Source organism: Bradyrhizobium sp. 160 (genome assembly GCF_023073735.1).
Classification (GTDB): domain Bacteria; phylum Pseudomonadota; class Alphaproteobacteria; order Rhizobiales; family Xanthobacteraceae; genus Bradyrhizobium.
Map to the genome: position 1 here is coordinate 68,087 of NZ_JADPKD010000063.1, position 15,415 is coordinate 83,501.

General features: G+C 64.9%; 9 protein-coding genes and 2 pseudogenes. 3 read left to right on the forward strand and 8 right to left on the reverse strand.

All coding sequences use genetic code 11. The annotated features are described in order from the left end of the window. Nucleotides 1–7: 7 nt before the first annotated feature. Together IVA98_RS25945 and IVA98_RS25950 are read right to left on the reverse strand one after the other, a co-directional pair. Entirely contained in the window at nt 8–1,543 is a 1,536-nt protein-coding gene (locus IVA98_RS25945; protein WP_247303062.1) for an ABC transporter substrate-binding protein, read from the reverse strand. Nucleotides 1,544–1,675: 132 nt separating this feature from the next. Continuing rightward, nucleotides 1,676–2,872 (reverse strand): CaiB/BaiF CoA transferase family protein, encoded by a 1,197-nt coding sequence (locus IVA98_RS25950; protein ID WP_247303064.1) that lies wholly within the window; start codon nt 2,870–2,872, stop codon nt 1,676–1,678. 181 nt (nt 2,873–3,053) lie between these two features. On the opposite strand from IVA98_RS25950, the gene glgA reads away from it, so the two are divergent. Continuing rightward, complete coding sequence (gene glgA, locus IVA98_RS25955; RefSeq protein ID WP_247355743.1) at nt 3,054–4,469, forward strand: glycogen synthase GlgA; 1,416 nt, start codon at nt 3,054–3,056, stop codon at nt 4,467–4,469. A 128-nt stretch (nt 4,470–4,597) separates the two neighbouring features. Here the strand turns inward: glgA and IVA98_RS25960 are convergent, their stop codons facing one another. Beyond that, complete coding sequence (locus tag IVA98_RS25960) at nt 4,598–5,545, reverse strand: oxygenase MpaB family protein (RefSeq protein WP_247303069.1); 948 nt, start codon at nt 5,543–5,545, stop codon at nt 4,598–4,600. A 127-nt stretch (nt 5,546–5,672) separates the two neighbouring features. On the opposite strand from IVA98_RS25960, the pseudogene IVA98_RS25965 reads away from it, so the two are divergent. Beyond that, nucleotides 5,673–5,838, forward strand: a pseudogene (locus IVA98_RS25965) (MFS transporter); the annotation flags it as partial. A 3-nt stretch (nt 5,839–5,841) separates the two neighbouring features. On the opposite strand, the gene IVA98_RS25970 reads toward IVA98_RS25965, so the two are convergent. From IVA98_RS25970 to IVA98_RS25985, 4 genes are read right to left on the reverse strand one after another with little or no spacing between them, the layout of a single operon-like run. After that, nucleotides 5,842–7,158, reverse strand: coding sequence for an MFS transporter (locus tag IVA98_RS25970; RefSeq protein ID WP_247303071.1), 1,317 nt, complete (start codon nt 7,156–7,158; stop codon nt 5,842–5,844). Nucleotides 7,159–7,181: 23 nt separating this feature from the next. Further along, nucleotides 7,182–7,700, reverse strand: coding sequence for a PRC-barrel domain-containing protein (locus IVA98_RS25975; protein WP_247303073.1), 519 nt, complete (start codon nt 7,698–7,700; stop codon nt 7,182–7,184). Nucleotides 7,701–7,723: 23 nt separating this feature from the next. Beyond that, a complete protein-coding gene (locus IVA98_RS25980) occupies nt 7,724–9,928 on the reverse strand; it encodes an amylo-alpha-1,6-glucosidase (protein ID WP_247303075.1) in 2,205 nt (734 codons plus the stop codon). A 58-nt stretch (nt 9,929–9,986) separates the two neighbouring features. Further along, complete coding sequence (locus IVA98_RS25985; RefSeq protein ID WP_247303077.1) at nt 9,987–11,750, reverse strand: ABC transporter ATP-binding protein; 1,764 nt, start codon at nt 11,748–11,750, stop codon at nt 9,987–9,989. A gap of 276 nt (nt 11,751–12,026) precedes the next feature. Between IVA98_RS25985 and IVA98_RS25990 the strand changes: the two genes are divergently transcribed. Further along, the gene (locus IVA98_RS25990; RefSeq protein ID WP_247303079.1) at nt 12,027–13,097 is read left to right on the forward strand and encodes a glycosyltransferase family 4 protein; all 1,071 of its coding nucleotides are present in this window, start codon (nt 12,027–12,029) and stop codon (nt 13,095–13,097) included. A 202-nt stretch (nt 13,098–13,299) separates the two neighbouring features. Here IVA98_RS25990 and IVA98_RS25995 read toward each other — a convergent pair. Next, nucleotides 13,300–15,229 (reverse strand): annotated as a pseudogene (locus IVA98_RS25995) (alkyl/aryl-sulfatase). Between the last annotated feature and the right edge of the window lie 186 nt (nt 15,230–15,415).

Genomic DNA, 15,415 nt, shown 5'->3' on the forward strand with positions numbered 1-15,415 from the left:
CGCGCTTTCATTCCAGCCAGGTGCTCGAGACGTCGATCACGCCGTTGTAGATTTTCGGAAAGCCTCTCAGCTTGGCGCTCGACAGCGCGTAATAGGTGTTCTGGAACGTCCAGAACCAGATCGCCTCCTTGTTGATGAGGCGGCTGATCGCGCAATAATCCTCGGTGCGCTGTGCCGGATCAGCGGTGACGCGGGCGTGATCGAGCAGCCGGTCGAGTTCGGGATCTGAAAAGCCCGCGAGCGCGAGTGGGCTGCCGCTGCGGAAGTTGGCGTACATCTGCGGATCGGGATCGGCGAGATCGACGATGCGCCATGGCGTCAGCTGGAACTGGCGGGCGAAGGCGCGCGACGGAATGGTGGCCTGGTCGACCTGCTCGATCTCCATGTTGGCGCCGACGCGCTTCCAGAACTGCTGGAGCACCTGGCCGATCATGCGACCACGCGGCGTCGCGGTTACCAGCATCTTGAACTCGACCGGTTTGCCATAATCCTTGATCAGCGCCTTGGCCTTCTCGACGTCGAACGGCAGCGCACCGTCGTCCTTGCACTTGACCCAGGAGCCGTCGCCATAGGGATTGCTCGCCGGCCGGCTCAGGCCGTTGCTGATCGCCTGCGACATTTTTGGACGGTCGATCGCCATCACCAGCGCCTGCCGCACGCGGACATCGTCGAACGGCGCAACCTTGGTGTTGAAGGCATAGACCTGCGCGCCCGAGCCCTTGTAGGTGTGCACGGTGAGCTTGGGATCCTTCTGCGCCCTCATGATGTTGTCGGCGTCGTTCTCGTCGTCCCAGATGATGTCGGCCTCGCCGGATTGCAGCGAAGCGAAGCGCGACTGCGCGTCCGGCAGCGGCTTTAGGATGATGCGGTCAAGATAGGGGCGGCCCTTGTCCCAGTAGTTGGGGTTCTTTTCCAGCACCATGCGGTCGCCCGCAGTCCAGGATTTCAGCATGTAGGGGCCGGTGCCGACGGGATTGCGATTATAGTCGTCGCCCTTGGTCTTCCAGGCCGTCGGCGAATGCACGACGTTGTTCTGGCTCTGGATGGTTATCGTCGCCGGCAGGTTCACGGCCGGATCGGTAAGATTATAGACGATGGTGTACTCGTCGGGCGCCAGCACCTCCTTGACGTTGGTGATGTAGAAGGCGCAGCGGCACTTGTTGGCGGGGTCCTTCTGCCGGTCGAAATTCTCCTTGAAAGCCTGCGCGTTGAACGGCGTGCCGTCATGGAATTTCACGCCCTGGCGCAGCTTGAAGGTCCAGCTCTTGTAATCATCGGAATGGGTCCAGGACACCGCCAGTTTTGGCGCGGCCTGCCCTTTCTCATCGAGCGTCGTCAGCGTGTCGAAGATTGCGGCGGCCGCGGTGAAGGTGGAGGTGTCGTAGACGCCGACTTTGAGCGGGTCGAACCCTGCAATTTCCAGCTCCTGTCCGACGGTGATGCTGCCGCCCGATTTCTGCGCTTGCGCAGGCGCGGCCAGAGCAAATGCCGCGACGAGGAAAATCGGCACGCGCTTGCGTGCGACTGCAGCCGCCTTCGTCATGGTTCCTCCCAGGATCCCTCGTCCGATGTTTCGGATCGTTGAATGACTCGGGAGCAAGATTGGCGACAAATGTCCGCCACGGCAAGAGGAACGCACGAGAGTTCGAGCGCCGCATGTCGCGGCGCGTTGCGTTCAGCGCGTTGCGGCCGTTTTGCCTGACGGAATTGGTGCATCGCTCGCAAGACCGATCTCGGCGCGCAGCGCATCCGTATGCTCGCCGAGCACGGCCATCGTCTTGGCTGGCGCGGTCTCCGCGCCCGACATCCGGAACGGCAAATTGAGCACCTGGAATGAGCCGCCTTCATCCCGCACTTCGGACAGCGCCTGCCGGTGCGCGAGCTGCGGATCGGCCAGCGCTTCGGACACGGTGCGATAGGCCGAGGCCGGGACGCCGGCCGCGCCGAGCGCGGCAAGGCATGCATCGGTCGTGAGCTGCCGCGACCAGGCTTCGACGCCGTCCATCATCTCGGCCCAGTTCTCGCGGCGCGCGGCGTAGGTCGAAAAGCGCGGATCGGAAATCCATTGGGTGCGGCCGATCACCTCCATCAGACCTCGAAACGTCTTCTCGCTGGCGACTGTGATCATGACGTAGCCGCTGGCCGTCTCCGTCGGCCCGAACATCGGGCGCGGCGGCGGCTTCACGGCGAATTGCGAACTCTGCAACTCGGTCAGCGTCAGCGACAGCATCGTTTCCAGCATGGAAACGTCGATATGCTGGCCAAGGCCCGTAACGGTGCGCTGATAGAGCGCAGACGCGATCGCGCCGAAGCCGTAGGTGCCAGTGACGACGTCGGCATGGTAGATGCCGCAATAGTCGGGACGGCTGCGACCGGGCTGGTAGGCAAGATGCGCCATGTCGTAGCCCGAGGCCGCATGGATCACCGGCGCATAGGCCGGCAGTTCGGCCGACGGCCCGGTCTGGCCGTAGCCGGAGATCGAGCAGTAGATCAGCCTTTGGTTGATCTGACGCATGCTGTCGTAGTCGAGCCGCAGCCGGCGCATCACCCCCGGGCGGAAGTTCTCGACGAGGATGTCGGCGGTTGTGGCCAGCCGGCGCACCGCCTCCTTGCCGTCCTCGGATTTGAGGTCGAGCACCACGCTCTTCTTGCCGACATTGAGCTGGCCGAACGTGGTGCTGCAACCCTTGCGGAGCGGCGGTCGGGTCCGCATCGTCTCTCCGCCATCGGTCTCGATTTTGATGACCTCAGCGCCCATGTCGGCGAGCATCCGCGTGCAATGGGGACCGGCAATCGTGGTCGAAAAATCCAGGACCCGCAGGCCCGCGAAGGCCTTTGTCGTCTTTCCCCCATGCTTATCTGCTAGCTGCATCCGCGGAGCCCCATGGAACCTTCAGTGTTCTTTGTTGTTGATGCGCCGACCCTAGAGGGCGGCGGCTGAGTAGGAAAGTCTTTACCGAACGGACAGGCCGCGTGGGCGGGGATTTGAATGTGACGGCAACTGGACCCGTTCTTGCATAGAGGCAAGCGGGCTCGGCAGAGGGCAGCTGTTCTTGAGGGTCTTGTTCGTCACGACAGAGATGGACGACTTCGTCCGCGTGGGCGGACTTGGCGCCGTTTCCGCGGCCCTTCCTCGCGCCCTTCGCTCCTTTGCCGATATCCGGATCATGCTGCCCGGCTATCGCGACATCATCGAGCAACTCACGCACATTCAAATCGTTGGCCGCTGTCTGGCATTTGCGGAGATGCCGGCCTGCTCGCTCGGACGGGCCGCGACCAAGGATGGCCTGCCGGTCTACGTGCTGTTGTGCTCACAGCTCTACGACCGACCCGGCAATCCCTATGGCGACGAATCCGGGCGCGACTGGCCGGACAATGACATCCGCTTCGCGCGCCTTGCCTCGGCCGCCGCTGAGCTGGCCATGGGCACGCTGGACAAGAATTGGGCAGCAGACCTGATCCATGCCAACGACTGGCAGGCCTCGCTCGTGCCGGCCTATCTCGCCTGGCGCGGCGCCAAGCTGCCGTCGATCCTGACCATCCACAATCTCGCTTATCAGGGTCTCTTCCCGAAGGACTCGCTGCGGCGGATCGGCGCTCCGGAGAGCTCGTTCCACATTGACGGCGTCGAATTCTACGACCAGGTCTCCTTCCTCAAGGCGGGGCTGGTCTATGCGTCTCACCTCACCACGGTCAGCGGCACCTATGCGCGCGAGATCACGACGGCCGAATACGGCTGCGGCCTCGAAGGCCTGCTTCGCGTCCGCTCCGACGCGGCCGAGCTCACCGGCATCCTCAACGGCATCGACGAGAGCTGGGACCCACGCTCCTGCGCACAGCTCGCGCAGCAATTCGGCGCGGGCGACTGGGTCGGCAAGAAAGCGAATGCGGACTACGTGCGCAAGCAATTCGGGCTTGCGGTCTCACGCGGTCCCATGTTCGGCATCGTTGCCCGCCTTGTGCACCAGAAGGGCATCGACCTCGTGCTGTCGGCCGCCGACGAGATCGTCGACGCCGGCGGGCAGATCGTGGTCACCGGCTCCGGCGAGCCGGCGCTCGAGCAAGCCTTGATCGACGCGCACCGGCGCCGCCCCGACGCCATCGGGGTCGTGATCGGCTTCAACGACGCCCAGGCTCGCCGTATTTTCGCCGGCAGCGATTTCACCCTGATGCCCTCACGCTTCGAGCCGTGCGGGCTCAGCCAGATGTACGCGCAGCGCTTCGGCTCGCTGCCGATCGGACACCAGACCGGCGGCCTTGCCGAAACCATCACTGACGGCGAGACCGGCTTCCTGTTCTCAAGACCCTCGCGTGAATCCTTCCTCGGCGGCGTCCGCCGCGCGTTCGAGGCGTTCATGGCGCAGGACCAGCTCGATACCATGCGCCGCAGCGCGATGGGACGATCGTTCTCCTGGAGCATCTCGGCCGGCAGCTACAGCGCGCTGTACCGGAAGCTGGCGGCGGTGTGAGGCGACGCTGTCATTCCGGGGCGCGGGTTTTGGCGCGAGCCCGGAATCCATCGTACCGCCGGAATGATGGAGGATAACGGCACCCCGTGAACGGCACGGACGACCGGACAGGCCTGGCTTTTGAGGCTCTACTGCCCCCGCACATCCATCTGCGGCCGCCCGATCCAGGCTCTGTTGAGGCATCGGGTCAGCCAATCGGGTTGCGGCTCGCCGCGCAGCCGCGCTTGCGCCTCCTGATAGGGCCCGACATAGCGCAGCCTGTCGGGCAATCTCGGATAGACACGCCGTATCCATTTCAGCGCGTGATCGGCAGTTCTGATGTCCCGCTCATCGAGCTCAAATCCGAAGCCGGCCCGCAAGCGTTCCGGCAGCATCCTCGCCGTGAGCGCGCGGTACCATCGCGGCGGCCGCAACCAGGGACGGGCGCCGCTGAAGATCTGCTCGGCGATCTCGCGCGCCGCCGGGCTGACGGTCAGCGTATCCGACTGCGCCATCGCCTTGGTGTAGGCTGCGAAGCCCGACCAGTCCGCCGGCAGATCATCCCCCGTCAATCCGAACAGGGCGCCGTAAAGCCGGGCCTCGCTCCAATAGCGCTCGCGCTCCTCCGCCGAGAGTGGCGGCAGCACCAGATCATGCGCCATCAGTGCGGTCTCGACCAGCGTCGCATGGACCCAGCGGAGCGAGGGAATGTCGTTGGCGCAGTAGCGCGAGCCGGCCGCGAACGGCCCGACGGTGTCGGGCATCTCGCCGACGATCATGCTGTGGCGCCGGTGCAACTGCCGGGACGACCGCAGCGCCCGGTCCAGCGAGCCGAACACCATGGTAAAGACGATGTCGAAAGTGCGATGGAAGCGGCCGATCGGATCGGCAAGGGTGCGCGAATGCTCGGCGATCGCCGCCGCGACCCAAGGATGCGCCAGTTGCAGCAGCAGCGCGCGGCCGGCGCCGAGAAAAATTACGGCCTCCCGGTCGATCTGCCAGGTCAGCGAGGCCGGACCGAACACGCCGGCGACCGGTCCCGCTGCGTTCGCGCGCAGCCTATCGAGCGATGCCTCCAGATCTTTTTCACCAACCAATTGCAAGCCTCGCGACGAAGACATGGCGACAATAGCCCGGACCGCGCGCCTGCGAAATCGCCATTGCGCAAAACAATGACCAACAAGGCTCTCAGTCCGCCGCAATCGGCAGTGCGTCCATATCCGCTTCGTCGGACAGGCGGCCTCGGACAACAGCGGCATCGCCGGCGGCACCTATCTTGCCTGCTATTTCTGTGGCGGACTGGTCGGCACGGCCGTGCTGGCGGTCGTTCGATGCTTTCGGCTGGCACGGTTGCGTGGCCGGCGTGGGCGCTACGCCAGCGACGAATTGAGTATCACCAGGATGGACGATCCGCTGCTGCAGTCATACCCGCGCGCCGCGTCTCCGGCATTACGAACAGAATCAGCAGAAGCCCCGTCGCGGCAACCCCGGACAGTCCGATGAAGGCGGTGGCGTTGCCGAACTTGTCGCTGACATAGCCGCCAAGCGCGGTGCTCAAGGCCGCACCGATGCCGGTCGCGGTGCCGACGATGCCCTGCGCCAGGTTGAAGTGACCGCTGCCGAAGGCAACGTCGGCGACGATCAGCGGAATCATCACCGCGAACACGGCCGCGGTGAGCCCATCGAACACCTGCACCAGCACGAGCAGATAGGGATCGCGCACGGTTGCGAACAGCAGACCGCGAATCGTCAACGCGCCGAATCCGATCAGGAGCAGCGGCCGTCGGCCCCAAAGTTGTGCCTTGCGCCCGACCGTCGGCGACAGCAGCGCCACGATCGCCTGCGGGACGACGATGCAAAAGGCGACGAGCACCGTCGCCCACTGGCTCGACCGCGCCGTCACCGCGCTCGCCATCAGCGGCATCATCGCCGCGTTCGCGAGCTGCAACAAGAGCACGCTCAGCGCGAACACGATCAGCGGACGCTGCCGGATCAGGTGCCAGACATTGGTGTCGCCGCGATCGGCTGCCTCAGGCGGCATCTCACCGTGACAGCGCGCGATGTCGACCTCGTGCTCGCGGATGCGCGAAAGCGCGATCAGGGTCGGGATCGCGAGCAGGAAGGTGACCAGGAATACCGAGCGGCTCGACAGCAGGTAGCCGGCGGTACCCATTACCGCCGCCGCGACGCCGTTGCCGAGCGAGGCAAAGCGCGCATTGCGGCCAAGACGCTCGCCGATCGCGAGCGGACCGACCAGGCCGAGGCTGATCGCGGCAATCGCCGGCCCCAGCACGCAGCTCGCCATCGCATGCAGGGTGGCGGCGGTCACCACCACTGGGAAGATCGGCATCGCGGCGTAGGCCAGCGCGCAGCAGCCGATGGTGGCAATCGCAAGCGCGGCCACCAGCCGTTCCGATTTCGCCGCATCGATGATTGCCCCGCCCGGCATCTGCCCGATCAGGGCGACGATGCCGCCGATCGACAGCACGAGGCCGATCTCGACCTGGGTCCATTTCTGCGTCGTGAGGTAAACCGCGATGAACGGACCGAATCCGGTCTGCACATCGGCGAGGAAGAAGATGAACCAGTCGAGCCCGCGCAGGCTCTGACGCGACGGTGCCGGAAGACCTGCAGCCGATAGCGCGGCGGCGTGGTCCTGCTCAACCGGGGCGTCGCGATCTGCATGTTTCGGCTTGCTCGACAACAGCACAGGCGGTCAGCCCTCCGGGCACCTCACTGAATCGCTTGCAGCGGTTGAAGGCTGCCGGACGCGCCGAGCACCACGATCGGCGTGTCTTCCTTGTATTCCGGCGCAGCCGCGACCTGCGCCTTGGTCAATTCCAGCGTGATGCTGTCCTTCTTGTTGGCGATCTTGCCGAAGCGCAGCGCGTTCCAGTCCACCACGATCTTACGGCTGCCGACGCCGAGGAAGCCGCCGAAATCGATCGCCGCCGCGCGCACATGGCCGGTGCGATCGACGATGACGTCGACGATACGGCCCATGTCTTCGCCGGCGGCGCTGCGCACGTCGCGGCCAAGGACGCCATGCGCTTCGCTCGCGCCGATGATGGTCACCGAGGGCGGCGGGGCGGCATCCTTCGGGGTGACCGGAACGGTCGAGGCCGGCGGCTGTGCCGGCGGCGCATTCGCTTCGCTCTGGCTCGCGGGCTGATCCTCCGCGGCGCGCGAGGGCGCAGCCGCCAGGCCCGCGACGATGGCTATGCCCAGGATCAGCGCTCCGATAGCACGCATCACACCCTCCTCACGGCACGCCGCTAGCGCGCCAGCACGATCGAGACCTGGATCTGGCCGCGCGTGCGCAACACTTCCAGCGCCACGTCATCGGCATGGCGGCTGACGCGCAGATCCACGCTGGACTCGCCCAGCCGCACATCACGCAGGATCACCTCGTTCAGGAACGCCGGCAGATGCGGATTGCGCAGGCGAATCTCCCCGCGCGCCACGTCGAACTCGATGCCGAGCGCCGCCTCCAGCAACGTGAACGGCGTCGCGCTGGCCCAGGCCTGCGGCGCGCAGGCGACCGGATACAGCGTCGGGCCGCGCCGCTTCTCGCGCCGAAAGCCGCAGAACAATTCGGGCAGCCGACGCAAATCCATATAGGTCGCCGCGTCGAACAGCCCCTTGAAGACATGGGCCACCGAATGCTTGAGGCCGTAGCGCGCGAGCCCGAGCGCGATCAGCGCGTTGTCGTGCGGCCAGATCGACCCGTTATGATAGGACATCGGGTTGTAGCGGACCTCGCCTTGCGCGACGGTGCGGATGCCCCAGCCCGAATAGAAATGCGGCCGCATTAGATCGGCTGCGACCAGACGGGCGCGGTCCTCGCGGATCATGCCGCTGAACAGTACCTGCCCGGCATTCGAGGTCCGCACCTTGCAGGGGCGCTTCTTGCCGTCGAGGGCGAGCGCATAAGTGCCGAGCTCCTCGCACCAGAACGCCTTCTCGAAGTGCTCGGCCAGCGCCTTGGCTTCGGCCTCGAGCTGGCGCGCGCGGTCCGGCTTGCCGAGCTGCAGGGCACAGCGCGCCGCCGACTGCTTGGCCATGTAGACGTAGCCCTGGACTTCGGCGAGAGCGATATTGCCTTCCGCGAGCTGGCCGTCGGCATGGAAGATCGCGTCGTAGGAATCCTTCCAGCCCTGGTTGGCGAGTCCTTTCTCCGTCGCGCGCTGGTATTCGACGAAACCGTCCTGATCGGGATCGCCGGGGCCGTCGATCCAGGCGAGCCCGGCCTCGATCGCCGGCCACAGCTCGATCAACGTGGCCTCGTCGCCGGTACGTTCGAAATAGCTTCCCGCGAGCAGGACGAATAGCGCGGTCGAATCGACGCTGCCGTAATATTGGGAGAACGGCACCTCGCCCAACGCCGCCATCTCGCCGCCGCGCATCTCGTGCAGGATCTTTCCGGGCGCGGCGTCGGCGAGCGGATCGACCGCCTTCGCCTGGAAATGCGCAAGGCGCCGCAATACGCCCTTGGCGACGCGCGGATCGACCCAGAGCATCTGGAGCGCGGTGATCAGGCCGTCGCGACCGAACGTCGTCGAGTACCAGGGAATGCCGGCATAGGGATAACGCCCTTGCGGCGTCTCCGTCATCAGCATGTTGAGGTCGGCCATGGCCTGGCACAGCACCTCGTTGAAGATGTTGTTGGAGGTCTCGATGCTGGCGGCGCCCATGGTCGACTGCCGCATCTCGCGGCGGTGCGCCAAGAGGCCCGGGAAGAACCGCGCCGGCTTTTCCGTCACCGGCCGGTTGCAAGAGACGGCAACGAACAGCGATCTGGCCTCGTGCGGGTCGAGCTCGAGCTGCCAAGTCGCAGCATTGACCGACAGCCGCGTCGGACGCGGATCGAAATGCAGCCCAGTGATGCGCTCGGCCTCGTCGAGGCCGCGATACTCGAACAGCACGTCGGTCGGACCTAACAAGCGGCTCGTACCGGTGCCACGGCGCGGGCGCCGCTCGCCGCGGACCTCGAACAGGTCGGCAAAGTCGTTGTCGAACAGCAGCGTCAGCTCGAAGCTGGCGCGTGCGTCGCCGTGGTTCTGCACGCCGATGCGCTGATAAGCGCTACCGCGCCACAGGAAGATCGTGCGCACGATGTGCAGCAGATCCTTTTGGAACACGAGGCGGCCCTGACGATAGATGTCGGGATTGGTGAGATCGACCGTCAACGCCGAATTGTCGTCGCGGAGGTTCGAGCCGAGCAGCAGCGGCTGAAGATCGTCGAGCACGAGCTCCAGCCGCGCCAGGTAGCGCGTGTCGGAGTGAAACAGCCCGTCCGGCCCGCCCGCCGAAGCGCCGATGTCGCCGTGGCTGTCGAGCACGATGAAGGTATCGTCGTGCTTGAGGGACCGCCGCGGCCGGGCGGCGGGTCCCGTCATCGGAATGTAGAACGTCTGCTCCGCGACGGCCTCCACCGTCTGGGACACGGAAATGATCTGGGTTACGGTTTCGGCTGCCATGAGCTGCTCCCCTGCGCCTTGATTCGAAACGCAACCAACGCGAATGTGACTGCTCGATCTACGCGGCGACCTTCGCGAGCCGGCTCATCTCCTGCGTCACCAGCTCACGGTAGGGGCCGTGACCCTGCATCAGCCGGTCGGGCGCGCCGTCCTCGATGATCTTGCCGGCCTTGAGCACGACCACGCGGTCGAAATTGCGCAGCGTCGCCAAGCGATGCGCGATCGCAACCACGGTGCGGCCGCGCATCAGCCGCGACAGTGCCTCGCGGATCGCCTCCTCCGATTCGCTGTCGAGCGCTGCGGTTGCCTCGTCGAGCAGCAGGATCGGCGCGTCCTTGAGGAAGGCGCGCGCGATCGCGATGCGCTGGCGCTGGCCGCCCGACATCTTCACACCGCGGTCGCCGACCATGGTATCGAGACCTTCCGGCAAGCTCTCGACGAAATCGCAACGCGCCGCGATCGCCGCGCGCAGCACCTCGTCGTCGGTGGCGTTCGGCCGGCCATAACGGATGTTCTCGCGGATGGAGCGGTGGAACAGGGAGATGTCCTGCGGCACAACTGAGATCGCCTCGCGCAGGCTCAGCTGCGTCACCTTGGAAATGTCCTGGCCATCGATGGTGATGTTACCCTCGTCGACGTCGTAGAAGCGCTGCAGCAGCGTGAACAGGGTCGATTTGCCGCCGCCGGACTGGCCGACCAGGCCGACGCGCTGGCCGGGTTGCAAGCGTAGACTGAACCGCTCAAAAATCTTCTCGCCGCCGGGATAGCCGAAGGTGACGTTATTGAACGCGATCGCGGCGCCGCTCTTGACCAGAGGCTCGGCCTCGGGGTGATCGCGCAGTTCGTGCGGCACCAGCAGGGTGGCGATGGCCTCGGTCAGCCGCGCGACGTGCTGGGTCACGTCGACCAGCGCCACCGCGAGATCGCGCGTTGCATTGAGAATGGACAGGCCGAGGGTGCAGACCAGCACGACGTCGCCGGTGGTCGCCTCGCCCTTCTGCCACAGCGTGATCGCCCAGGCCATCAGCGCCACGGTCAGCACGACGGTCACGCCGGCATGCGTGATCCGCAGCTTCTCCAGATACCGCAGGCTGCGGCCCCGCGCGGTGAGCTCCCGATTCACCGTCGCGTCGAACCGCTCATGCTCGTGGCTGATGCCACAGAAGGCGCGCACCAGCGGCATGTTGCTGATCACGTCGATCATCTCGCCGTCGACCACCGCGGCCTTGTCGGCGAAATCATCATGCAGCGGCTTGCCGGCGGCGGCCAGGTGGAACATCGCGACCACCATGCCGCCGGCGATCACGATCAGGCCCAGCGCCATATACGGACTCACGGTTCCGATCAGCATGATTGCCGCAATTGTGGCAATGCAGGGCGGCAGCACGTTCCAGACGAACATGTTCTCGACCGTGAACACCGCGTTGGAAGTCGCCGTGATGCGACTCGTCAGCATGCCCGGCATGCGATCGGAGAAATAGCTCGGGGCGTGGCCGGTCAGATGACGAAATATGTCGCGACGTAAATCACCGGTGACCCGGACGAAGGTGAAGCTCGCCGTCCAGCTCGCGATCCGCCACAGGAAGTTGTCGGCGGCGATCAGTGACATGAGCAGAATGAATGCCAGCCATACGCTGCCGCCATGAGATGGTCCGGCGGACAGGCTGTCGACCAGCGATTTGACGCCGTACTGGGTGCCCACGGAGCAGGCAACGGCTGCCACGACAGCCGTCAGGATCACCAGGTGTGACGCGAGACGACGCCGGAGGTAGCGCAAGACAAAGGCAAATGGCCTGCGCGCGTATCCAGAAAGCTGATCCATATGGCTATCGCCCCGTTATGCTGGTTTTCATTTCGTTACTGGTCGAGTGAACAGCGACCACTTCGCCTCGGTTCCCGGGCCCGGCGATCACGACATGCGGATACGGACGATCTGAGAAGATGTAGTGGCAGCATCGAGACGTCCCCCTGACGTGTCGAATATGTAACGTTCGGAGGAAGGAACTTCGCAGGTGCGGGAACGTTCCCTTGTCTGGCATTGCCGGTGCCGTACAGGCGGGGGGTTTTCAATACATGATCGCACAGAGGAGATGGTGAGATGCGCATCGCGCAGGTTGCTCCGTTGACGGAGGCTGTTCCACCCAAACTGTATGGCGGCACCGAGCGGGTGGTGCATTGGTTGACGGAAGAGCTGGTGGCCCTTGGACACGATGTGACGCTGTTCGCCAGCGGCGACTCGCAAACCTCGGCAAAGCTAGATGCATTATGGCCGCGGGCGCTCCGCCTCGACGGTTCCGTGCGTGATCCCAACGCGCTGCATATGGTGTTGCTGGAGCGCGTGCGGCAGAAATGTGACGACGAGGAGTTCGACTTCCTTCACTTCCACCTCGACTATTATCCGTGGTCGCTGTTCTATCGGCAGCCAACGCCGTTCGTGACCACGCTGCACGGCCGTCTCGACCTGCCGGAGCACCAGCCGGTGTTCAACACTTTCTCGAAAATGCCGGTCATTTCGATCTCCAATGCGCAGCGGCGGCCCGTGCCGCAGGCGAACTGGGTCACCACCATTCATCATGGCCTGCCAGAGAATCTGCTGACGCCGAAGCCCGTCAAGCAGGAATATCTCGCCGTGCTCGGCCGCATCGCGCCCGAGAAGGGCGTCGACCGCGCCATCAAGATCGCGACCCATTGCGGCATCCCGCTGAAGATCGCCGCCAAGGTCGATCGCGCCGACCAGGATTATTACGACGAACTGATCCGGCCGATGATCGAGAACAATCCGCTGGTCGAGTTCATCGGCGAGATCAGCGATCACGAGAAATCGGACTTTTTGAGCGGCGCGCTCGGTCTCTTGCTGCCAATCGACTGGCCGGAGCCGTTCGGTCTGGTGATGATCGAAGCGATGGCGTGCGGAACGCCGGTGGTCGCCTTCAACCGCGGCTCGGTGCCGGAGATCATCGACGAGGGCCTCACCGGCTTCATCGTCGAGGACGTCATCAGCGCAGCGGGAGTGGTCAACCGCCTCGCGCAACTGGACCGCACTGCGATCCGCAAGCAGTTCGAGACCCGCTTCACGGCGCGGCGGATGGCACTGGACTATCTCGCGGCGTATCGCAGCCTGACCGAGGCACAGGCGCCGCGGATCAAGCTGGTGAGCAGCGCGGAGTAGAGCTTCTGCACCGCTGCTGGTCGAAGTGCCCTCTCCCGTTGTGGGAGAGGGCTCAAGGCCTGCGCGGCACACTCGCTTGGGTGAGGGGTTTGCCTCGCCACGGAAAAATCTTTCCGCGGAAACGGACCCCTCATCCGGCGCTTCGCGCCACCTTCTCCCACAAGGGGAGAAGGAAACAGGTCAGAGCCAACGGACCGCGCGCCTAGCTCACCACCGCTCGCTTCGGCTCGACGATCTCGAACATGCGCGGGAATTCGTCCATCAGGCCCATCAGCTCGGCGAGCCGCATCGGATTGCCTGATAGCTTGATCTTGCCGGCGGCGACCGCCTCCGGAAAGGTCGTCTGTTTCGCAATGACTTCGTCGAGCGTCGCGCGTGTCAGCGTAAAGCTGGCATCCGCGCGCTCCGCCTGCACGCCCTCGGCATAGGTCAACGCAGAGTTCTCCAGATTGAGCACGAAGGTCTCGCCGGTGTCGGAAAAACTCCAGTTCAGCACGATGTGCTTGCCTTCCGCTTTCGGGCCGTTGAGGCGGATGCCGAGCAGGTCCCAGAGCTGCGAGGTGCGCAATGCGGCCAGCGCCTCGCGCGGCATTGGCGGGCGCGGCGCCGTCTTCGGCATGCCGTTTCGCAGCTCCTGCGCGCCGAACAGATAGGCGTTGCGCCAGGTCGCGCTTTCGGCGGCATAGCCGAGCTGCTCGAGCGTATCCGCCAGCAACGCGCGCGCCGCCTGATTATCCGGCTCGGCGAAGACGAGATGGCCGAGCGCTTGCGCGATGAAACGAAACTCGCCCTTGTCGAAATCCGTCCGTGCCCGCGCCAGAATGGCATCCGCACCACCCATGTATTCGACATACTTCTTGCCTGATTCCACCGGCGGCAGCGGATCGAGATTGACCGGATTGGCGTCGTACCAGCCGAGATATTTCTGGTAGATCGCCTTCACGTTGTGCCGGATGTGGCCGTAATAGCCGCGGCCGTGCCAAGCGGCCTCAAGGCTCTTCGGCAGCTGGATCGTCTCGGCGATCTCGGCGGCGGTAAGGCCGTGGTTCATCAGGCGGATGGTCTGGTCGTGCGCGAATTTGTAGAGATCGCGCTGCTGCCGGATCATGGTGCCGATGCGCTCCCGCCCCCACACCGGGCCAGTGATGCTGGCCGCACATCGCCTCCGCCTTGCCGTCCCAAAGCAGCAGGGCCTCGCCCAGATATTTCGACCAGGCCAGCGCATCGCGCACGTCGGCGCCACGGAACGGCAGCAGATTGTGGAAATTGTGGGTGCAGTTCTCGGCAAGGTTCAGCAGCTTGTAGCGCGGGACGAAGAAATGCATCTCCGCCGGCGCTTCGCTGTTCGGCGCCATCTGAAATTCGAACTCGACGCCGTCGATGACACGCGTCTCGCCGGTCGCCATGATCAAGTCGGTCGGGCGCAGCAGTGCGACCGATCCCGCCGCCATCGACTTGCCGAGCCCGCAATCCACCTGCCCGCGTACGCCCTTCGCGAGAAAGGGACCGAACTGGTACTGCGCCCGGCGCAGCATCGCCGGTCCGGCGATGATGTTCTCGGAGACGGCGTGCTCCATGAACAGGTTCGGCGCGATGATCGGCACGCGGCTGGCCGCCAGCGCCTCTTCCTCCAGCACGCCGCGCGCGCCGCCCCAATGATCGGTGTGGGTGTGCGTGAAGATGACGGCCGCGACCGGGCGCTTGCCACGATGGCTGAAGTAGAGATCGAGCGCGGCGCGCGCGCCCTCGATCGAGGTCAGGGTATCCACGACGATGACGCCGCTGTCGCCCTCGATCAGCGTCATGTTGGCGATGTCGAACCCGCGCACCTGATACACGCCGGGCACGACCTCGAACAAGCCGTGATGCATGTTGAGCCGCGACTGCCGCCACAGGCTCGGATTGACGGTGGCTGGCGCCCGTTCAGCAGAGAGAAAGCCGTAAGGCTCCAGGCTCCAGACCGTCCGCCCTTGCGGATTTGTGATCGTCGCGTTCTCGATCGTGCCGAGAAAACCGCGCGCGGCATCGTCGAAATCGCGCCTGTCTAAAAACGGCAGCGCGTTCAGCATGGCGTCATGCTGCGCGATGACGGAGGGAGAAGCGTCTTTCGATTCGTTGTTGGGTTCAGCCATGTTGCTCTCCTCCCGGACAGTGCCCCATTCCCTTCGCGCCTTGTGAAAGAAGGCGGCGCGAAGCGCCGGATGAGGGGTCTCTCTCCGCGAACTCAATTGCGCGAGCGTCACGCGCAGAGAGAGACCCCTCACCCGTCTCGCCGCTGCGCGGCGAGCCACCCTCTCCGACAAGGAGAGGGCTATCAG

Excerpts from the sequence above, each read along its gene's own strand:
- IVA98_RS25980 (WP_247303075.1), bottom strand. The coding sequence starts at position 9,928 with ATGGCAGCCGAAACCGTAACCCAGATCATTTCCGTGTCCCAGACGGTG.
- IVA98_RS25950 (WP_247303064.1), bottom strand. The coding sequence starts at position 2,872 with ATGCAGCTAGCAGATAAGCATGGGGGAAAGACGACAAAGGCCTTCGCG.
- IVA98_RS25945 (WP_247303062.1), bottom strand. The coding sequence starts at position 1,543 with ATGACGAAGGCGGCTGCAGTCGCACGCAAGCGCGTGCCGATTTTCCTC.
- IVA98_RS25990 (WP_247303079.1), top strand. The coding sequence starts at position 12,027 with ATGCGCATCGCGCAGGTTGCTCCGTTGACGGAGGCTGTTCCACCCAAA.
- IVA98_RS25975 (WP_247303073.1), bottom strand. The coding sequence starts at position 7,700 with ATGCGTGCTATCGGAGCGCTGATCCTGGGCATAGCCATCGTCGCGGGC.
- IVA98_RS25985 (WP_247303077.1), bottom strand. The coding sequence starts at position 11,750 with ATGGATCAGCTTTCTGGATACGCGCGCAGGCCATTTGCCTTTGTCTTG.